This window comes from Enterobacter roggenkampii (assembly GCF_001729805.1).
Lineage (GTDB): Bacteria > Pseudomonadota > Gammaproteobacteria > Enterobacterales > Enterobacteriaceae > Enterobacter > Enterobacter roggenkampii.
On record NZ_CP017184.1, the window covers coordinates 2,793,849 to 2,813,153 of the forward strand.

The 19,305-nt window shown below is 54.8% G+C and carries 18 protein-coding genes, 1 pseudogene and 1 riboswitch; of the genes and pseudogenes, 7 read left to right on the plus strand and 12 right to left on the minus strand.

What is annotated here, in order from left to right; genetic code table 11:
• The first annotated feature begins 133 nt into the window (after positions 1–133).
• Positions 134–324, plus strand: a riboswitch (yybP-ykoY riboswitch).
• A 9-nt stretch (positions 325–333) separates the two neighbouring features.
• Positions 334–900 (plus strand): manganese efflux pump MntP, encoded by a 567-nt coding sequence (gene mntP, locus BFV67_RS13130; RefSeq protein WP_023293941.1) that lies wholly within the window; start codon positions 334–336, stop codon positions 898–900.
• On the opposite strand, the gene rlmA is transcribed toward mntP, so the two are convergent.
• The 7 genes and pseudogenes from rlmA to mgrB all read right to left on the minus strand — a co-directional run bounded on the left by rlmA (position 897) and on the right by mgrB (position 6,131).
• Complete coding sequence (rlmA, locus tag BFV67_RS13135; protein ID WP_045352255.1) at positions 897–1,712, minus strand: 23S rRNA (guanine(745)-N(1))-methyltransferase; 816 nt, start codon at positions 1,710–1,712, stop codon at positions 897–899. The two genes, mntP and rlmA, sit on opposite strands and share 4 nt — an antisense overlap.
• Positions 1,713–1,777: 65 nt before the next feature.
• Complete coding sequence (gene ftsI / locus BFV67_RS13140) at positions 1,778–3,496, minus strand: peptidoglycan glycosyltransferase FtsI (RefSeq protein WP_069598479.1); 1,719 nt, start codon at positions 3,494–3,496, stop codon at positions 1,778–1,780.
• Between the two features lie 219 nt (positions 3,497–3,715).
• Positions 3,716–3,925, minus strand: coding sequence for a transcription antiterminator/RNA stability regulator CspE (gene cspE, locus BFV67_RS13145; protein WP_001062678.1), 210 nt, complete (start codon positions 3,923–3,925; stop codon positions 3,716–3,718).
• Positions 3,926–3,938: 13 nt separating this feature from the next.
• Positions 3,939–4,083 (minus strand): annotated as a pseudogene (locus BFV67_RS13150) (DUF2627 domain-containing protein).
• Positions 4,084–4,608: 525 nt separating this feature from the next.
• Entirely contained in the window at positions 4,609–5,598 is a 990-nt protein-coding gene (locus BFV67_RS13155; protein ID WP_084833294.1) for an MBL fold metallo-hydrolase, read from the minus strand.
• A 24-nt stretch (positions 5,599–5,622) separates the two neighbouring features.
• Positions 5,623–5,913 (minus strand): YebO family protein, encoded by a 291-nt coding sequence (locus BFV67_RS13160; protein WP_008500484.1) that lies wholly within the window; start codon positions 5,911–5,913, stop codon positions 5,623–5,625.
• Between the two features lie 74 nt (positions 5,914–5,987).
• Complete coding sequence (gene mgrB / locus BFV67_RS13165) at positions 5,988–6,131, minus strand: PhoP/PhoQ regulatory lipoprotein MgrB (protein ID WP_006175995.1); 144 nt, start codon at positions 6,129–6,131, stop codon at positions 5,988–5,990.
• Positions 6,132–6,290: 159 nt separating this feature from the next.
• Here mgrB and BFV67_RS13170 point away from each other — a divergent pair, with 159 nt between their 5' ends.
• Positions 6,291–6,530 carry a YobH family protein gene (locus BFV67_RS13170; protein ID WP_008500483.1) on the plus strand — a complete coding sequence of 80 codons (240 nt, stop codon included), beginning with the start codon at positions 6,291–6,293 and terminating at the stop codon, positions 6,528–6,530.
• Positions 6,531–6,596: 66 nt separating this feature from the next.
• On the opposite strand, the gene kdgR is transcribed toward BFV67_RS13170, so the two are convergent.
• Positions 6,597–7,388: a DNA-binding transcriptional regulator KdgR gene (gene kdgR / locus BFV67_RS13175; RefSeq protein WP_008500482.1), complete on the minus strand. Its 792-nt coding sequence runs from the start codon at positions 7,386–7,388 to the stop codon at positions 6,597–6,599.
• Between the two features lie 178 nt (positions 7,389–7,566).
• Here kdgR and BFV67_RS13180 point away from each other — a divergent pair, with 178 nt between their 5' ends.
• Positions 7,567–8,940: an MFS transporter gene (locus tag BFV67_RS13180; RefSeq protein ID WP_021240422.1), complete on the plus strand. Its 1,374-nt coding sequence runs from the start codon at positions 7,567–7,569 to the stop codon at positions 8,938–8,940.
• A gap of 50 nt (positions 8,941–8,990) precedes the next feature.
• Here the strand turns inward: BFV67_RS13180 and htpX are convergent, their stop codons facing one another.
• The 4 genes from htpX to BFV67_RS13200 form a co-directional block, all read right to left on the minus strand.
• Positions 8,991–9,872, minus strand: a complete 882-nt coding sequence (htpX, locus tag BFV67_RS13185; RefSeq protein WP_014884290.1) for a protease HtpX — start codon at positions 9,870–9,872, stop codon at positions 8,991–8,993.
• A 193-nt stretch (positions 9,873–10,065) separates the two neighbouring features.
• The gene (gene prc / locus BFV67_RS13190; protein ID WP_025910096.1) at positions 10,066–12,114 is read right to left on the minus strand and encodes a carboxy terminal-processing peptidase; all 2,049 of its coding nucleotides are present in this window, start codon (positions 12,112–12,114) and stop codon (positions 10,066–10,068) included.
• 19 nt (positions 12,115–12,133) lie between these two features.
• Complete coding sequence (gene proQ, locus BFV67_RS13195) at positions 12,134–12,820, minus strand: RNA chaperone ProQ (RefSeq protein ID WP_069598481.1); 687 nt, start codon at positions 12,818–12,820, stop codon at positions 12,134–12,136.
• 96 nt (positions 12,821–12,916) lie between these two features.
• Entirely contained in the window at positions 12,917–13,414 is a 498-nt protein-coding gene (locus tag BFV67_RS13200; RefSeq protein ID WP_008500476.1) for a GAF domain-containing protein, read from the minus strand.
• A 132-nt stretch (positions 13,415–13,546) separates the two neighbouring features.
• On the opposite strand from BFV67_RS13200, the gene yebS reads away from it, so the two are divergent.
• From yebS to BFV67_RS13220, 4 genes are all read left to right on the plus strand, one after another.
• Positions 13,547–14,830, plus strand: a complete 1,284-nt coding sequence (yebS, locus tag BFV67_RS13205; protein ID WP_021240425.1) for a membrane integrity lipid transport subunit YebS — start codon at positions 13,547–13,549, stop codon at positions 14,828–14,830.
• Positions 14,799–17,432 (plus strand): PqiB family protein, encoded by a 2,634-nt coding sequence (locus BFV67_RS13210; protein WP_023325508.1) that lies wholly within the window; start codon positions 14,799–14,801, stop codon positions 17,430–17,432. The genes yebS and BFV67_RS13210 overlap by 32 nt, the downstream gene beginning before the upstream one ends.
• Positions 17,433–17,509: 77 nt before the next feature.
• Positions 17,510–18,952 carry a 16S rRNA (cytosine(1407)-C(5))-methyltransferase RsmF gene (rsmF, locus tag BFV67_RS13215; protein ID WP_047748786.1) on the plus strand — a complete coding sequence of 481 codons (1,443 nt, stop codon included), beginning with the start codon at positions 17,510–17,512 and terminating at the stop codon, positions 18,950–18,952.
• A gap of 106 nt (positions 18,953–19,058) precedes the next feature.
• Entirely contained in the window at positions 19,059–19,298 is a 240-nt protein-coding gene (locus BFV67_RS13220; protein WP_008500472.1) for a YebV family protein, read from the plus strand.
• Positions 19,299–19,305: the final 7 nt, after the last annotated feature.

The window sequence follows — 19,305 nt, forward strand, 5'->3', positions numbered from 1 at the left end:
TCCCCACTGCTAATTTGAACGCTATTTGTTAACGATATTTTCACGATTAAAGACAAATGAAAATCGTTATCAACAAACGATTTAAATAATGCCTTTTCATTGTTGTTTTATATTCTCAAAATATGTTAAGGTTGCGCCCGTCGTTGGGGAGTAGCCGATTTCCTGTTCGCAGGAAATGTACGTGTCAACATACTCGTTGAAAAACGTGGCACGTACGGATCGCTTACCGCATGTCTTATGTGCGTTGCGATCAGGCGAGACCATAGATACATCAACTGCTGTTTACTGGGGGCAGTGATGTGTCATATGGATATCCCCGGTCTGGACGCTGTTATGAATATCTCCGCTACGATCCTTCTCGCTTTTGGCATGTCCATGGACGCGTTTGCTGCTTCCATCGGAAAAGGCGCCACGCTCCACAAACCTAAATTCTCAGAAGCTCTGCGTACCGGCCTGATTTTTGGCGCTATCGAAACGCTGACCCCGCTTCTCGGCTGGGGACTTGGCATGCTCGCCAGCCAGTTCGTGCTGGAGTGGAACCACTGGATTGCCTTCGTCCTGCTGGTGTTTCTCGGTGGCCGAATGGTCATTGAAGGTTTTCGCGGCGGCGATGATGAAGACGAGGAGCCGCAGCACCGCCACGGCTTCTGGCTGCTGGTCACCACGGCCATTGCCACCAGCCTTGATGCGATGGCCGTCGGCGTCGGTCTGGCATTTTTGCAGGTCAATATTATCGCCACCGCGCTGGCTATTGGCTGTGCAACCCTGATTATGTCCACGCTGGGCATGATGGTCGGACGGTTTATCGGCCCGCTGCTGGGTAAACGCGCCGAGATCCTCGGGGGGATTGTGCTGATTGGCATTGGCGCCCAGATCCTCTGGGCACACTTCGCCGGTTAATCTTCGCGCTGCCAGACGTGGATGCTGAAGTCCGTCTGGCAGCGAAATGTTGAGTGTGCCGCTAACGTTTCCCATACCTCAGGTTTTGCCCGCCACGCGAACGGCGTCATCTGCAATAACGCGACGGCCTCTTCCCCTTTCAGCGTCATTTCGTACGCCACCGATTCCGCTTGCTTCAGGGTAAAACCGGCCAGCTGTTCAGAATGAGGGGCATGGAGACGCACTTCGTCGTAGATCAGCCCTTTCAGCTCCATCAGATGACGCGGGCCAGGCGTCACGGTGACCACCCATCCGCCCGGTTTCACGACGCGCGCCAGCTCCTCCGCCTTACACGGCGCGTAGATGCGGATAACCGCGTCCATGCTGGCATCGTCAAACGGCAGCCGGTGGCTGGACGCCACGCAGAACGTCACGTCGGTATAACGCTTCGCCGCCGCGCGAATGGCCACTTTCGACACGTCCAGACCGAATGTCTGTGCGCCCTTCTCACGAGCAACCTCCGCAAACCGTGCGGTGTAGTACCCTTCCCCACAGCCGATATCGAGCATGGCGGTGGCGGAAGCCGGCAGAATGTCATTCAGCCTCTGCGCGACGGTCTCCCGCAGCGGCAGATAGTGCCCGGCATCGAGAAACGCGCGGCGCGCCCGCATCATCTCTGCACTGTCGCCAGGATCGCGCGAGCGCTTATGCTGCACCGGCAGAAGATTCACGTAGCCTTCTTTTGCCTGGTCAAACTGATGCCCCTGCGGACAGGTATAACGTTTATCTGAGTACGTCAGGGGGGCGTGGCAAAGGGGACAGCTGAAGGACATGGCAACTCCGGAGCATAATCAAAGGGCGAAGTGTACCGCTATTCGCCCCTGTTATAAACGCCCGGTTAGCGCATGACGATAAGGTGATCGGACCCCGCCGGTAATCCGTCAGGTTTGATATTCTCCAGACGCAGCACGTTACCCATAATCTCGCTGAAGACAGGCGCGGAGACGGCACCGCCGTAGTAGGCCCCATTTTGCGGATCGTTAATCACCACCACCAGAGCAAAACGCGGATTGCTGGCAGGCGCAACGCCCGCGGTGTAGGCGACGTATTTATCGACATACTTCCCGCTATCGTCAATTTTCTTCGCCGTGCCGGTTTTCACCGCCACCCGGTAATCACGCACGGCAGCCTTAACGCCACCGCCGCCCGGCAGCGCAACGCTCTCCATCATGTGCTCCACTTCGTGCGCAATCTCTTCCGGCATGACGCGGTGCCCGATAACGGGGGGATCGATGCGGGTGATGGAGAGAGGACGCTCAAGCCCGAACCCGCCAATCGTGGCGTAGACGTGGGCCAGCTGGAGCGGCGTGACCATCAGCCCGTAGCCGAAGGCAAAGGTCGCGCGATCGAGCTGGCTCCAGTATTTACGCTGTGGCAACAGCCCTGAACTTTCCCCCGTTAAGCCAAGCCCCGTATTGGTGCCAAAACCAAAGTTTCGATAGGTATCAATAAGGTGCTGAACGGGCATCGCCAGAGAAAGCCGGGAAACGCCGGTGTCGCTCGATTTTTGCAGGATCCCGGTCATCGTCAGCTCAGGGTAATAGCCCACGTCGCGAATGCGATGCCCGTCAAGGGTATACGGATGGGTGTCAATCACGCTGTCCGGCTGGACCAGGCCCTGCTGCAGGGCCGTCATCAGCACCAGCGGCTTGACGGTCGAACCGGGTTCGAACGTATCGCTGATCGCGCGGTTGCGGAAATCATTTATCGTCGCGCCTTCCCGATTATTGGGATTGAAATCCGGATAGCTCGCCATCGCGAGTATTTCCCCGGTTGGGATATCAATTAATACCGATGCCCCCGACTCGGCCTTGTTCCAGGCCACGGCATTGTCGAGCGCATCTTCGGTGATGGTTTGCAGCCGCTCGTCAATACTTAACTGAATGTTATGCGCCGGTGAGGGCGCGATTTCAGTCAGGTTTTCAACCACGCGCCCATAGCGATCTTCCCTCACCTGACGCACGCCCGGCTTGCCGGTGAGTTGGGCGTTGAAGCTCTTTTCCACACCTTCAATGCCCTGCCCGTCAATATTGGTGAAACCAATCAGGTTCGCTGCCACATGGCCAGCAGGATAAAAACGGCGGGACTCGTCGCGTAAATTGATGCCGGGCAGATTCAGTTTATCGATCCACTTTGCCTGTGCCGGATCGACCTGGCGGGCAAGGTAAATAAAACGACCCTGCGGGTTGGCGTTGATGCGTGCCGAGAGCGTGCCGAGGGAGAGATGCAGCGCGCTGGCCAGCGCCTGCCAGCGCTCATCAAGGTTGACGCCCCCTTTTGCCAGCACCGTCTTAGGATCGGCCCAGACGGCCTGGACAGGCACGCTCACTGCCAGAGGGCGGCCCTCGCGATCCATTATCATGCCGCGCGGCGCATCAATCGCCAGCTGGCGGAGGGATCGCATATCTTCCTGCTTCACCAGATTGTCAGGCTTAATGATTTGCAGCCAGGCAACGCGACCCAGCAGAAAAGCCAGACTACAAAAAATAGCTAAACAGAGCAGCACAAAACGCGCCGGCGTGAAATTTCCGACGGTCGCTATCGATTTCTTCTTCACCTGAACCCCAGGACTGTAAAACAACGCACTGATTTAACGGGAAAAGATGGGTTTAGGGTGGCAAAACAGTGCTACTAACCTCGCAGCTTTGCAACAAGTTACTAACAAGACCGTGGATGGTAATATTTTGAAAGATAAGGGACATAAAAAAGCCCCGCGACAGGCGAGGCTTTATGTCTGAGAGTGAAGTGCCGGGCACTTCAGTCAGCAGCGGTTCGATCAGATAGCAGTTACGTTAACTGCAGCTGGGCCTTTCTGGCCGTCCTGAATTTCGAACTCAACGTTCTGGCCTTCAGCCAGAGTTTTGAAGCCGTTACCCTGGATTGCAGAGAAGTGTACGAACACGTCTTTGCTGCCGTCAGCAGGAGTAATGAAACCAAAACCTTTAGACTCGTTGAACCACTTAACTTGACCTTTAATCTTTGCCATTTTGCAAAATTCCTTAGAGTGTTTTCTTAGCCCGCAGGCATTAACTGAGATAAAACTGAGACATTACTGCATGAGGCACTAATATAAGGTTCGGCAGAGAAGCGGTATTCAACGACAACGTGTTTACTCAGGACTTCTTTACTGAAAATGCCACACATAAACAGAACTGTACCTCGTTTGACCCAAAACGTGTTATCACACACTATGTTTAATATGGCAAGCCATTTTTAAACATGTCTCGATCCGCCGCACAAATTCGAACAGTGCCTGTCAGGTTTTGCACAATTATGCGCATCGCGTACAGACAGCCCTGCTGCGTAACAAAGACCCAGCATTGCTTGCACAACCGCTGTAATCTAAGACTTTTTTAACATAGCTCATTCATTACGAACCGTCCAGCAACCAGGAAAAGAAATCTTTCCCCCTGATTGAGTTAGAACAATTTGTGAAAAGTTATGCTTAAATCATTGTAACGCGACCAAATTGTTTCAGAGAAAAAACACTGTTAAAAACCCGCTTCCATCTGTATTAAAATGCACCAGCGAATAAACAGCGTTATGCACCAAAATAATGAAATTTTTATGACTCTGCATCAAAAGAAGGCAAGCAAAACGTTTCGATAAAAATAAAACATTCCCAGGCGCGTTTACATCAAGAATATATGCAACAATTTATCGCTTCGTTTAGAAGGATAAATATTCACCAATTTTCAGTATCCTGAAAGAATGATTAACTGGTGCTAAATTATCGAGCGCGTCAGTTAACTCCTGCACAGGTTCATCTAAAGCTTCATCTGCCAGTTCAAACACGCCCCAGTGAATGGGAAACGCCAGAGGGCAACCCAACTGCTGCCACAATGCCACCGCTGATTGCGGATCCATATGATGAACAGCCATGAACCATCGTGGGGCATAGGCACCAATCGGCAACGCGGCGGCATCTATCTGGCCCAGGCGTTCAGGAATCAACAACAGCTCAGGCGAATAGCCGGTATCACCGCTGAACCAGAAACGGTGATGCCGTCCTTCCATCACCCAGCCGCACCATAAGGAACGATTGCGGTTCCATGGCGTGCGCATGCTCCAGTGCTGTGCCGGCACGGCGGTCAGCGTCATCCCCTGCCAGGTGAAACTCTGCCACCAGTCGAGTTCGACCACGCGTTTTGCTCCCCGGCGACGAAACCAGTCGGCCAGGCCCAACGGAACGAAACAACAGACGTCGGGAAAGCGCTTGAGGATTCTGCGAATGGTTGCGTCATCAAGATGATCGTAATGATTATGGGAGATGACAACCGCATCAAGCTGATGAAGTTGCTCGACAGACAGTACGGGAGGCGTTTTGCGCTGTGGTCCCAGGAAAGGCAGCGGAGAAGCACGTCGTGAAAACACCGGATCGGTAAGGATGATATTGCCGTCCAGGTGCAGCAACACACTCGCATGTCCGAGCCACCACACCCCATCTTCATGAGATGCCGCAAGCTCAACGGGTTGCCACCACTGGCGGATGAAATCGTCATAACCCAGCGCGGGCGGCTTCGGTAAACCGGCCTCTTTGCGCGCTTTACGCCAACGTTCAAGGTCACCGGGTTGATGTCCGACAGGAAGGGTATTACGAAAGCCGTTCGGGGTATGATGTTTCAGGGAGGGGTCATACCAGGGATTTTTCCAGACCACAGCCACCTCCCAGGACTAAAAAGATTAACGCTCAGCCACCAGGCGGATAAAGTCGTCTTCGTCTTTGTTATCTTCAGCGACCGCGTCTTTCGGCGCGTCTTTCTCTTCCGGTTCGTTAGCCTCGCAAAGACGGCGTAGCAATGCATTCTGGCGTTTTTGCTGATCGAGCAGCGCTTCCAGCAGTTCGATCTGCTCATTTGTACGCGAACTGGCCCGATTCACGAAAAACCAGATGACCAGCCCCACAAGCAGAACCACCAAAGAAATCATCAGGGATGCCATATTCAGCAGCCCTGAATTCAGTAACTCACCCATTTCACCACCTCAATAAAAACGTCTATTTTACCACTGGCGTGAAGGAAGGAAATCACGTTGAGAAAAAATGTGTATTACCACGGAATAAATTTGTTGATTGCGCAAACGCCGCTAAAAAACTGTACATCCTGATCGCACATCACATTGATCGTCTGCGTCCATAACACCACGCACGCTATCAGTACGATAATCAGAATTACCCAGCGTATTTTTTTCACTCCACACTCCGTCTAAGGACCTGATGTAACGAGATTATCACGCTTATCTTAAACAAGGGCTAACTGCGCCTCCATCGCGGTTTTTAAGAATGCTGCACTTGTTTCATTGCGTAAACACGTTACGCTAGCATTACGATAACAACGATAAAAGAGGTAATAATGCGATTCATCATTCGAACAATTATTGCACTGGCCCTTGTCTGGATTGGCCTTCTGTTAACGGGCTATGGTGTGCTTGTGGGGAGCACAGAAAACGCAGCCGGGTTAGGCATTCAGTGTAAATACCTAACCGCACAAGGAATGAGCACCGCCCAGTATCTGCATACTGACAGCGGGATCATTGGCTTAACCCAATGTCCTGTACTGCGTAAAACATCCGTCGTGATTGATAACGGCTAATCAGCCAGGTTCATGAGGCATAAAAAACGCCGCATCAGATGCGGCGTTTTTTCATTTCAGCAGGGATTAAAACGGGTAGTCGTGATAGCCCATCTGTTCAGAAATTTTACGTGCGGCAGTGTGCAGAATAGTCACATACTCATGCAGACGCTCTTCGGAGAAGCGTAAGGTTGGGAAAGAGATACTTAAGCCCGCAATCACCACCCCAAAGCGGTCAAATACCGGGACGCCGATACAGCGCAGCCCCTCTTCCTGCTCTTCGTTATCTTCGCCATACCCTTGCTCGCGCACGCGGTCGAGCACCGTCAGCAGCGCTTCCGTACTGGTAATGGTTCGTTCCGTGCTGCGCTTGTATTCCACGCCTTCGAGGATCTGCTCCACTTCCTCGCGATCGCGCCACGCCAGCAGAACCTTACCAATCGCGGTACTGTAGAGCGGGTTGCGGCGCCCAATGCGCGAATACATGCGCAGATTGTACATGGAGTCGATTTTATGAATGTAAACGATGCTGTCTTCATCCAGCGCACCGAGATGAATGGTCTCTTTGGTCAGGCGAGAGATTTCACGCATCTGAATGTCCGCGCTGCGGATCAGGTCAACATTTTGTAGCGCACGCGCACCTAATTCAAACAGCTTCAGCGTCAGAGAATATTTTTCAGATTCGCCTTCCTGCGCAACGTAACCCAATGATTTCATGGTTTGCAAAAAGCGATAAACGGTGCTTTTTGACATCATCACGCGCTGCGACAGCTCTGTAATACCTATTTCACGCTCTTCTCCAAGCGCCTGTAAGATGCCAAACACCTTCAGCACGGAAGAAACAGAATCTGGTTGTTTATCCAAATCCGCAATAGCCATTTACCACCTCATAGCGAGTGTTTTATAAAAATCAGAACTGGTTTTTATTATAAGTTCCCGTCATGTCAGCTGCAATCAATCCGCGTTTACTTCGTTACAAATCTGCGACATATCGCGGCTGTAACAATGCTAAAATAGTTACCCTGAGAATAATTTCACGCTGAGCTTTTTACTCCTGATGGACAAGAATCTTTCCGATGGTCTGCCCTTACCCCAGCGGTATGGCGCAATAGCGACCATCATTATCGGTATCTCCATGGCCGTCCTTGACGGCGCGATTGCCAACGTTGCCCTGCCAACCATCGCCAGCGACCTGCATGCCTCACCCGCCAGTTCGATTTGGATTGTTAACGCCTACCAGATTGCGATTGTGGTTTCACTGCTCTCGTTCTCTTTCCTGGGCGATATGTTCGGTTACCGCCGGGTGTATCAGTGTGGCCTGGTGGTTTTCACGTTTACCTCCCTGTTCTGCGCCCTTTCAGATTCACTGCATACCCTGACGCTAGCGCGTATTGCGCAGGGTTTTGGCGGCGCGGCGCTCATGAGCGTAAACACGGCGCTGATCCGCTTGATTTATCCCCAGCGCCATCTGGGGCGCGGGATGGGGATAAACTCGTTTATTGTGGCCGTCTCTTCTGCCGCCGGGCCAACCATTGCGGCAGCGATCCTTTCCGTCGCGTCATGGCAATGGCTGTTCGCCATTAACGTGCCGCTGGGTATCGTCGCTATCTTCTTTGCCCTGCGCTTTCTTCCCGCTAACGGCCCCAAAAGCAGTATGCCGCGCTTCGACGTGGCGAGCGCGGTGATGAATGCCCTGACCTTCGGCCTGCTGATTACGGCGCTGAGCGGCTTTGCGCAGGGACAATCGCTGATGCTTACCGGCGCTGAGCTCATCGCCCTGCTGGCGATCGGCTTCTTCTTTGTTCGCCGCCAGCTCACCCTCCCCGCGCCTTTGCTGCCCGTTGATCTGCTGCGTATTCCTCTCTTTTCACTCTCCATTTGCACGTCCGTCTGCTCGTTTTGCGCCCAGATGCTGGCTCTGGTTTCTCTGCCCTTCTTTCTGCAGAGCGTGGTAGGCCGGTCAGAAGTGGAGACCGGACTGCTGCTCACCCCCTGGCCGCTGGCGACCATGGTGATGGCCCCGCTGGCAGGTTACTTAATTGAACGCGTTCATGCCGGTTTACTCGGGGCGCTGGGGCTGGCGGTGATGGCGACAGGCCTTTTCGCACTGGCATTGCTGCCCTCGTCGCCTTCCGATCTGGACATTATCTGGCGCATGATCCTCTGCGGCGCGGGGTTTGGGCTGTTCCAGTCCCCCAATAACCACACCATTATCACCTCAGCACCGCGACATCGTAGCGGAGGGGCCAGCGGCATGTTGGGAACCGCGCGTCTGCTTGGGCAAAGCACCGGTGCAGCGCTGGTCGCCCTGATGTTTAACCTCGCAGGCCAGAACGGCAACCATGTTGCCCTCCTCACCGCCGGTGTACTTGCCACCCTCGCGGCTATCGTCAGCGGCCTGCGGGTGACCCAGCCCAGGGTTCAGGCATAAAAAAAGCCGGGCGGAGTGTTCTCCTGCCCGGCTTATTGTGTTTTGTTGCGTTACTTCAGGTATTCCCCACTGCGCAGCGCTTCAATACGTTTATCCAGCGGCGGGTGAGACATAAACAGCTCGCTCAGCGATTTGGATTTACCGTTAATGCAGAAGGCCATCATGCTGTTCGCTTCCTGCGGCTCGTAGGAGGTTTTCAGACGCTGCAGCGCGGCAATCATCTTCTCGCGACCCACCAGCTTCGCAGAACCGGCATCCGCGTGGAATTCACGGTGGCGGGAGAACCACATCGTGATGATGCTCGCCAGAATACCGAATACCAGTTCCAGCACCATCGACACGGCAAAATAGATCAGCGGGTTGCCGTTGCTCTCTTCGCCTTCGTCACGGTTGCCGCCCATGAAGCCAGCGGCAATCTGCGCCAGAATACGGGAGATAAAGATCACGAAGGTGTTTACCACGCCCTGAATCAGGGTCATGGTCACCATGTCACCGTTTGCGATATGGCTGATTTCGTGGGCGATAACCGCTTCGGCTTCGTCACGGCTCATGTTCTGCAGCAGTCCGGTGCTAACAGCGACCAGTGACGCATCGCGGCGGGCACCCGTGGCGAACGCGTTGATGTCCGGAGCATGGTAAATGGCCACCTGCGGCATGGCGATCCCGGCCTGACGGGACTGCTGAGCCACTGTATTCATCAGCCACTGTTCCATATCGTTACGCGGCTGTTCAATAACCTCACCCCCTACCGATTTCAGTGCCATCCACTTCGACATCAGCAGGGAGATGAACGAGCCACCAAAACCAAACAGCAGCGCCATAATCAACAGACCCTGAACGCTGCTCGACTGAATTCCTGTCAGGCTTAGCACGAGCCCGAAAACCACCATCACCGCCAGGTTGGTGAGCAGGAAGAGCGCGATTCGCATCATAATTTTCTTTTTACCTCAGTTTAACAAAACGCACTATGCGATTACCCACATCGTATGGGTATTGCGGCTATTTTCAAGCATCCTGAGGGCGTAAGTCACCAGAAAGACACAACTTTACACAATTGAAAATCTGGCTGACGGAAGGATAAAGTACAAAAAGAAACAGGCACAATCTCTTGTGCCTGTTGGGAGGTTATTTTGCCGGAGCGGGCTGTACGGCAGGTTTCTCTTTTTCCTGATTTGCCAGGTCGAGCGCGATATGCACCGTCTCGTCGAGATACGGATCCGGCTCCTGGTAATCTTTTGGCAGATCGTCCAGTTTCTTGAGCAGAGGCTTGCCTTCACGCTTGAAGCGATCGTTGATACGCGCCAGGCGGGTTGCATCGTCTTCGTTGTTCTCTTTTTCACGCTGCGCGTAGTTCAGAGAAACAATATTCCGCTTATCCTTCAGGGCATTGAATCGGGCAATATCCTTCATGATGTACTGGAACTCCGGATCTTTCGCGATGCGGTCGTTATGCGCCTTCAGCAGCTCAGGGCCAAATTGCGTCATATCACCCGCTTTCACGTAGGTCGCGGCATTGATGCTGTCCCACGGCAACGCGTTATCTTCAAACTTCTCGCCGGTTTCCGTCTCCTGGGTGCCTGTCGGCATGATGATGTCCGGCGTGACACCCTTACGCTGCGTACTGCCGCCGTTTACGCGGTAGAATTTCTGAATGGTGTACTGAACCGAGCCCAGTGCAGGCCATTCCGGACGCAGCATCTGATCGTAAATCCGATTCAGAGAGCGGTACTGCTGAACGGTGCCTTTACCGAAGGTTGGCTCACCGACGATCAGCGCGCGGCCATAGTCCTGCATGGCTGCGGCAAAGATCTCAGACGCGGAAGCGCTGAAGCGGTCAACGAGAACCACCAGCGGGCCTTTGTAGTAGACCACACCGTCATTGTCCGCATCTTCGCGCACTTTACCGTTGTTATCGCGCACCTGAACCACCGGGCCAGATGGGATGAACAGGCCAGAGAGTGAAACCGCTTCCGTCAGCGCCCCGCCGCCGTTACTGCGCAGGTCGATGATGATGCTGCTGACGTTCTGCTTTTCAAGTTTCTGCAGCTGAACTTTCACATCGTCAGTCAACCCGACGTAGAAGCCAGGAATATCCAGGACACCCACCTTCTCTTTACCCACGGTTTTCACCGACATTTTCACCGCGCGGTCTTCCAGACGGATACGCTCACGGGTCAGGGTAACGATACGGGTTTTGGTGCCTTTTCCGGCTGGCAGAATTTCCAGACGAACCTTGCTGCCCTTCGGACCTTTGATCAGCGCAACCACGTCATCAAGACGCCAGCCGATCACATCGACCATGTTCTGGCCGGTTTGTCCCACACCCACAATGCGATCGCCTACGCTAATGGCTTTGCTTTTGGATGCCGGACCACCCGCGACCATCGAATTGATCACCGTATAATCATCGTCCATCTGTAGCACCGCGCCGATACCTTCCAGAGACAGGCTCATTTCGGTATTAAACTGCTCGGTGTTGCGAGGTGAGAGATAGTTTGTGTGCGGATCGATTTCGTGCGCAAAGGCCGTCATGGCCAGTGAGAAAACATCCTCACTGTTGGTCTGTGCCAGGCGACGAATGGCAAATTTGTAACGACGCGTCAGCGTGTCACGGATCTCTTTTTCGTCTTTGCCGGTGAGCTTAAGGCTCAGCTCGTCGTATTTCACTTTGCCGTCCCACAGCGCATTCAGCTCGGCTTCATCTTTTGGCCAGGGCGCTTTGCTGCGGTCCAGATTGAAGGTGTCGTTGCCGGTGAAGTCCATCGGACGTTCCAGCACTTTCAGCGCGTACTGATAGCGTTCGAAGCGGCGCTTTTGCGACAGGTTGTAGAGATCGTAGAAGAGATCCAGCTTGCCTGAACGCAACTCGTCACCCACCTCGGATTTCCGCTTAGCGAACTGCTCGACATCGCTGGCGAGCAAAACGTTATGGCTGTAATCCAGCAAGTTCAGATAGCGGTCAAAGATTTTGGCCGAAAAGGCCTGATCGAGATCGAACTGACGATAGTGCGAACGGGTGAAACGTGAGGTCACGCGCTCGCTCACCGTCGCGTGCTGCGTCTCTTCCTTGAGTACCGGAATTTGATCAACACGCGTGATATCGTCCACTGCAAAGGCGTGACCTGTTATAGCAAACAGGCCCGCCAGCGCGGTGAGCTTAAAAAAAGTGTTCATGCCAGGCTTGGCCTCCGTTTCAGAACAACAAGTGTTCTGCGCGTACAATCATTGACATACCAGAAGTCAGCTGTACACGAACGCCATCTTTGGTGATTTCCAGTACGGTGGCGTCCATAGCATTGTTACCCGCTTTTACCTTCAGTGCCTGACCTACGCTCAGGGCGTTGATGTCAGAAACCGGCGTATGGCGCGGCTCTTCACGAGGCGCACGCGGGGCTTTTGCTGCTGGTTTGTCTGCACGCGGTTTGCGATCGTTATTATCGTGACGACGCGGCGCAGGGCGTGGTTTACGCTCACTACGAGGCGCTTCTTCCTGGCCGTTTGCCGCGGCGGCTTCGCGTTTTTTCGCTTGCTGTTCTGCACGTTGTGCCTGAACGCGTGCTTTGGCTTCTTCCAGCTGCTTGCGCGCGTGCTCAACGTGCTGCTCGTCCAGCTCACCGCAAGGGTTGCCGTCGAGATCCACGCGGGTCGCGCCAGGTTTGATACCGTACAGGTAACGCCAGCTCGAAGTATAAAGACGTAAGGCGGAACGCAGCTGAGTTTTGCTGAGGTTCATTTCCCCTTCAACACGCGCCACCAGATCCTGAAAAATACCGACTTTCAGGGGACGAGCTTCGCCTTCCGCGCTGAAGCACTGCGGGAAACGCTCGGCCAGAAATGCGATAACTTCTTTACTGCTATTCAACTTAGGTTGATTTTCCATGAAATTTCCTGATTACAACGGACGTTGCCAACAAGCGCAGGCATGAACAGGCGTCATTATAATGACGCTATCAGTAAATGCTACGTTATCCGTTGATTATCCTGCGACGCTCGCAAAGAATTTTTGATAATCGGTTGCTGCGAGTACGTTTTCCAGATTCGCCACCAGCTCGCGCAGCCCCTGTTCGTCCTCGGTTGTAAAGCGACTGAAGACCGTACTGTCGATGTCCAGAACGCCAATAATCTGATTTTTGACCACCAGCGGCAGAACGATTTCAGAATTACTGGCAGCATCACAGGCGATGTGCCCGTCAAACGCATGAACGTCTTCCACACGCTGGACCTGATTCTCGGCCACCGCCGTGCCGCATACGCCACGCCCTACCGGAATACGCACGCAGGCCAGTTTGCCCTGGAACGGACCGAGCACCAGCGTTTCACCTTCCAGAAGGTAAAAGCCAGCCCAGTTCACGTCAGAGAGACGTTCAAACAGCAATGCGCTAGTATTTGCCAGAGTGGCTAAGAAGCTGGTCTCACCCGCCATCAATGCCTTAAAATCGCGGTTCAGATCCGCGTAGAATTCTGTTTTGTTCATTATTCAATCACTTAGTTGTCTTACAAAATTACCGCATAGCCTATTAAAATAAGCATTAAATGCGCTCATGCTCAAGATGAATCCGTTCATGAGTTATTATAACTTTCAACAATACTTATTTGTGCGCAGCTGATGGCCTTAAAAACAACCAAAATTACGCCGACGAGAAAGATAACTGTCCATACTGTAAGCGAAGCTTTGCCTCGTGCACATTATCAGCGTTGCCCCCAGTGCGATACGCTTTTTATGTTGCCGAAGATGAAATCGCACCAAAGTGCCTTCTGCCCCCGCTGTGACGCCAAAATTCGCGATGGCCGCGACTGGTCGTTGACCCGCCTCGCCGCCATGGCCGTTACCATGCTGCTGCTGATGCCCTTCGCCTGGAGTGAGCCGCTGCTAAAACTCTACCTGCTCGGCGTGCGCATTGACGCCAACGTGCTGCAGGGCATCTGGCAGATGACCCGTCAGGGCGATCCCATCACCGCCGCGATGGTGCTGTTCTGCACCGTCGGCGCACCCCTGGTGCTGGTTGCCGCCATTGCCTATCTCTGGTTTGGCAACATTCTTGGCATGAACCTTCGCCCGGTGCTGCTGATGCTGGACAAGCTCAAAGAGTGGGTGATGCTGGATATTTATCTGGTGGGCGTGGGGGTTGCGTCAATAAAGGTGCAGGACTACGCCTTTTTGCAGCCCGGCGTCGGACTCTTTGCCTTCATCTGTCTGGTATTGCTGAGCATCCTGACGCTGATCCACCTGAACGTTGAGCAGCTCTGGGAGCGATTCTACCCTCAGCGCCCCGCCACGCGTCCCGATGAAAATCTGCGCGTCTGTCTGGGTTGCCACTATACCGGGTTGCCCGACACGCGCGGACGCTGCCCGCGGTGCCACATTCCGTTGAGACTGCGGCGCAATAACAGCCTGCAAAAATGCTGGGCGGCGCTGATCGCCTCCCTGGTGTTTCTGATCCCCGCCAATATGCTGCCGATTTCCATCATTTACGTGAATGGTGGACGTCAGGAGGATACTATCCTCTCCGGGATTATCTCCCTTGCGCACAGCAATGTCGGGGTGGCGGCAATCGTCTTTATTGCCAGTATCCTGGTTCCCTTTACCAAAGTGGTGGTGATGATTACCCTGCTCATCAGCATTCACTTAAAGTGTGAACAAGGTTTACGGACCCGCATTTTGCTTCTGCGATTCGTCACCTGGATTGGCCGCTGGTCAATGTTAGATCTGTTCGTGATTTCGCTGATGATGTCGCTCATCAATCGCGATCAGTTACTTGCTTTTACAATGGGACCCGCGGCTTTTTATTTCGGCTCTGCGGTGATATTGACTATTCTTGCTGTGGAATGGCTGGATAGCCGCTTACTTTGGGATGCACATGAGTCAGGAAACCCCCGCTTCGCCGACTGAAGCGAGAATTAAAACAAAACGCCGCATTTCGCCATTCTGGTTGCTGCCCGTCATCGCCCTGATGATTGCAGGCTGGCTTATCTGGACAAGCTATGAGGATCGCGGCAGTACCGTCACCATTGATTTCCAGACCGCCGACGGCATCGTCGCCGGGCGAACCCCCGTTCGCTTCCAGGGGGTTGAAGTGGGTACGGTTCAGGATATCTCCCTTGGAAAAGGGCTGAACAAGATTCAGGTGCGGGTCAGCATTAAATCTGACATGCAGGATGCCCTGCGCAGCGAAACGCAGTTCTGGCTGGTGACGCCAAAAGCCTCGCTGGCCGGTGTTTCCGGTCTGGATGCGCTCGTCGGCGGTAACTATATCGGCATGATGCCCGGCAAAGGCGAACCGCAGGATCACTTTGTGGCTCTGGATACGCAGCCCAAATACCGCCTCAATAACGGCGATTTGATGATTCATCTCCAGGCGCCGGACCTCGGTTCCCTGAACAGCGGCTCCCTGGTCTATTTTCGTAAGATCCCGGTTGGCCGCGTGTACGATTATGCGATTAACCCGAATAAACAGGGCGTCACCATTGATGTGCTGATCGAGCGCCGCTTCACCAATCTGGTGAAAAAGGGCAGCCGCTTCTGGAACGTGTCCGGCGTGGATGCCGACCTCAGCCTGAGCGGTGCAAAAGTGAAGCTGGAGAGTCTGGCCGCACTGGTGAACGGCGCCATCGCCTTTGACTCCCCGGAAAACTCAAGCCCTGCCACGGCTGATGACACGTTCGGATTGTACGCCGATCTGGCGCACAGCCAGCGCGGCGTGATTGTTAAACTCGCCCTTCCCGATGCTAAAGGACTAAAAGCGGGTTCAACGCCGCTGATGTATCAGGGTCTGCAGGTCGGCCAGCTCACCAAAATGACGCTCAACCCGGGCGGATCGGTCACTGGCGAAATGACGGTCGATCCGAGCGTGGTCGATCTCCTGCGCGAGAAAACACGCATCGAAATGCGCAGTCCAAAGATCTCCCTGAACGATACCAGCCTCAGCACGCTGCTGACCGGCAATACCTTTGAGCTGATCCCCGGGGAAGGTCAGCCCAGCAATAGCTTCGTGATTGCCCCGGCGGATAAAGCCCTGCTGCAAAAGCCGGGCGTCGTGACGGTTACGCTCAATGCGCCAGAAAGCTATGGCATTGAAGCCGGTCAGCCGTTGATTTTACACGGCGTGCAGGTGGGACAGGTGCTGGAGCGCAAGCTCTCCGCGGATGGGGTGCAATTCTCCGTTGCCATCGACCCGCAATACAGAGACCTGGTACATGGCGACAGTAAATTCGTGGTGAACAGTCGCGTCGACGTGAAGGTAGGACTGGACGGCGTGGAGTTTCTCGGCGCCAGCGCCAGCGAATGGGTGAACGGCGGCATCCGTATTTTGCCGGGGGATAAAGGTCCCGTGCGCGACAGCTACCCGCTGTATGCCAACCTTGAGAAAGCGATTGAAAACAGCCTGAGCGATCTTCCTACCACCACGCTGACGTTAAGCGCCGAGACCCTGCCGGACGTTCAGGCGGGCTCCGTGGTGCTGTATCGCAAGTTTGAGGTCGGGGAAGTGATCACCGTTCGCCCGCGTGCCGACGCCTTTGATATCGAACTGCACATCAAGCCGGAGTACCGTAAGCTGCTGACGCCGAACAGCGTCTTCTGGGCTGAAGGCGGCGCGAAAGTGCAGCTGAACGGTAACGGACTGACCGTACAGGCCTCTCCGCTGTCACGCGCGCTGCGCGGGGCGATTAGCTTCGATAACCTCAGCGGAGCGGGCGCGAACCTGCGTAAAGGCGATAAGCGAATTCTCTTCCCGTCAGAGACCGCCGCCCGCGCAGTGGGCGGGCAGATTACCCTGCACGCGTTTGATGCCGGTAAGCTGGCGGAAGGCATGCCCATCCGCTACCTGGGCATTGATATCGGGCAGATCCAGAAGCTGACGCTGATCACCTCGCGTAACGAGGTGCAGGCTACCGCCGTGCTCTACCCGGAATATGTGCAGACCTTTGCGCGCGCGGGTTCACGCTTCTCGGTGGTCACGCCGCAGATCTCGGCCGCGGGCGTTGAGCATCTCGACACCATTTTGCAGCCGTACATCAACGTGGAGCCAGGCCAGGGCAATGCCCGTCGTGATTTCGAACTGCAGGAAGCCACGATCACCGACTCGCGCTACCTTGGTGGCCTGAGCATCGTGGTGGAAGTGCCGGAAGCCGGCTCGCTGAGCATCGGCACGCCGGTCCTGTTCCGCGGCATAGAGGTCGGTACGGTCACTGGCCTGACGCTCGGGACGCTCTCCGACCGCGTGATGGTGGCGCTACGCATCAGCGAACGCTACCAGCACCTGGTGCGTAATAACTCGGTGTTCTGGCTGGCATCCGGCTACTCGCTGGACTTCGGCCTGACGGGAGGCGTGGTGAAAACCGGGACCTTCAACCAGTTCATTCGCGGTGGTATTGCGTTTGCCACACCGCCGGGGACGCCGCTGGCGCCGAAAGCGCAGCCGGGTAAACATTTCCTGCTGCTCGAAAGCGAACCAAAAGAGTGGCGCGAATGGGGAACCGCCCTGCCGCGTTAATCTACAAGGCTCCGGTGTCAACGCACCGGGGCCTTTATGTTACACTGCGCACCTGAACTTTTCCCTGTGGTGTGCCCGTGGCTCAAAACTCCGTATTTCTTCCTGAACAATTCCTGGCGCAGATGCGCGAGGCGCTTCCTTCTCACCTGTCGTTAGACGATTTTATCGCCGCCTGCCAGCGTCCGTTACGCCGCAGTATTCGCGTCAACACGCTGAAAATCAGCGTCGCGGATTTTCTGGCGCTGGTCGCGCCCTACAGCTGGCAGCTTACGCCGGTACCGTGGTGCGCTGAGGGGTTCTGGATCGAGCGCGATGACGAAGACGCCGTGCCGTTGGGAAGCACCGCTGAACATCTGAGCGGCCTGTTCTATATCCAGGAAGCCAGCTCGATGCTGCCGGTGGCAGCCCTGTTCGCCGATGGCAATGCGCCCGAGCGCGTGATGGATGTGGCCGCGGCGCCCGGCTCAAAAACCACGCAGATTGCCGCCCGTATGGGTAACCGCGGCGCGATCCTCGCCAACGAGTTTTCCGCCAGCCGCGTGAAGGTATTGCATGCCAACATCAGCCGCTGCGGTATTCATAACGTTGCCCTGACGCACTTCGACGGCCGCGTGTTTGGCGCCGCCCTGCCGGAAGCCTTCGACGCCATTCTGCTGGACGCTCCCTGCTCCGGCGAAGGGGTGGTGCGTAAAGATCCCGATGCGTTAAAGAACTGGTCCGTGGAAAGCAACCTTGAGATCGCCGCCACGCAGCGGGAGCTGATCGAGAGCGCATTCCATGCCCTTCGCCCAGGCGGCACGCTGGTCTATTCAACGTGCACCTTAAACCGCGATGAAAACGAAGACGTCTGCCTGTGGCTGAAAGCGCAATACCCGGATGCGGTCGAATTCCTGCCGCTTAACGATCTGTTTGTCTCAGCACAGGAGGCGATTACGCCGGAGGGTTTCCTCCACGTATTCCCGCAGATTTACGACTGCGAAGGCTTCTTTGTGGCACGTCTGCGTAAAACGCAGGCGGTTGCTCCCCTGCCCGCCCCCAAATTCAAGGTCGGCAACTTCCCGTTTGCCCCCCTCAAAGGTCGCGATGCAGCACAGCTTGTCGCCGCCGCCGAAAAAATTGGCCTGGTCTGGGATGAGAGCCTGCACCTCTGGATCCGTGATAAAGAGGTATGGCTTTTCCCGGCTGAGATCGAACCGCTCATCGGAAAGGTCCGTTTTTCCCGAATCGGGATCCGCCTGGCGGAAGTGCATAATAAAGGCTATCGCTGGCAGCATGAGGCCGTCATCGCCCTTGCCGGGCACGAGAATGCCTTTGCCCTTACGCATCAGGAAGCCGAAGAGTGGTACCGTGGTCGCGATGTCTATCCTGACAGCACGCCATCAGGCGATGAAGTGATCGTGACGTATCAGGGATACCCGCTCGGGCTGGCAAAAAAAGTCGGTTCACGACTGAAAAACAGCTATCCGCGCGAGCTGGTCCGGGATGGACGACTGTTTACCGGTAACGATCGCACGGCCTGAAAAAAAGCGCATTTTTTTACTGGCGATTTTGCTCTCCTTGTCTACGATCAAAAATGGGTGGCCGTACTGGTCATACCAGATTTTGACAACCGACCCGGAGAGCACTATGACGAAAACCAGCGTGCGTATTGGCGCTTTTGAGATCGACGACGCAGAACTGCGCGGCGAAGCGCAAGGCGATCGAACGTTAAGTATTCCCTGCAAATCCGACCCGGATTTGTGCATGCAGCTCGATGCATGGGATGCAGACACCAGCGTCCCGGCAATACTTGATGGCGAACATTCTGTTCTTTACCGTGAGCATTACGATAGTAAAACCGATGCCTGGGTCATGCGTCTTGCCTGACCTAAAG

Bases quoted from the DNA above. Each gene is read 5' to 3' on its own strand.
- proQ (WP_069598481.1), bottom strand. From the start codon at position 12,820: ATGGAAAATCAACCTAAGTTGAATAGCAGTAAAGAAGTTATCGCATTT.
- rlmA (WP_045352255.1), bottom strand. From the start codon at position 1,712: ATGTCCTTCAGCTGTCCCCTTTGCCACGCCCCCCTGACGTACTCAGAT.
- cspE (WP_001062678.1), bottom strand. From the start codon at position 3,925: ATGGCAAAGATTAAAGGTCAAGTTAAGTGGTTCAACGAGTCTAAAGGT.
- yebS (WP_021240425.1), top strand. From the start codon at position 13,547: ATGGCCTTAAAAACAACCAAAATTACGCCGACGAGAAAGATAACTGTC.
- BFV67_RS13200 (WP_008500476.1), bottom strand. From the start codon at position 13,414: ATGAACAAAACAGAATTCTACGCGGATCTGAACCGCGATTTTAAGGCA.
- BFV67_RS13220 (WP_008500472.1), top strand. From the start codon at position 19,059: ATGACGAAAACCAGCGTGCGTATTGGCGCTTTTGAGATCGACGACGCA.
- prc (WP_025910096.1), bottom strand. From the start codon at position 12,114: ATGAACACTTTTTTTAAGCTCACCGCGCTGGCGGGCCTGTTTGCTATA.
- kdgR (WP_008500482.1), bottom strand. From the start codon at position 7,388: ATGGCTATTGCGGATTTGGATAAACAACCAGATTCTGTTTCTTCCGTG.
- htpX (WP_014884290.1), bottom strand. From the start codon at position 9,872: ATGATGCGAATCGCGCTCTTCCTGCTCACCAACCTGGCGGTGATGGTG.
- BFV67_RS13210 (WP_023325508.1), top strand. From the start codon at position 14,799: ATGAGTCAGGAAACCCCCGCTTCGCCGACTGAAGCGAGAATTAAAACA.
- BFV67_RS13180 (WP_021240422.1), top strand. From the start codon at position 7,567: ATGGACAAGAATCTTTCCGATGGTCTGCCCTTACCCCAGCGGTATGGC.
- BFV67_RS13170 (WP_008500483.1), top strand. From the start codon at position 6,291: ATGCGATTCATCATTCGAACAATTATTGCACTGGCCCTTGTCTGGATT.
- BFV67_RS13160 (WP_008500484.1), bottom strand. From the start codon at position 5,913: ATGGGTGAGTTACTGAATTCAGGGCTGCTGAATATGGCATCCCTGATG.
- mntP (WP_023293941.1), top strand. From the start codon at position 334: ATGAATATCTCCGCTACGATCCTTCTCGCTTTTGGCATGTCCATGGAC.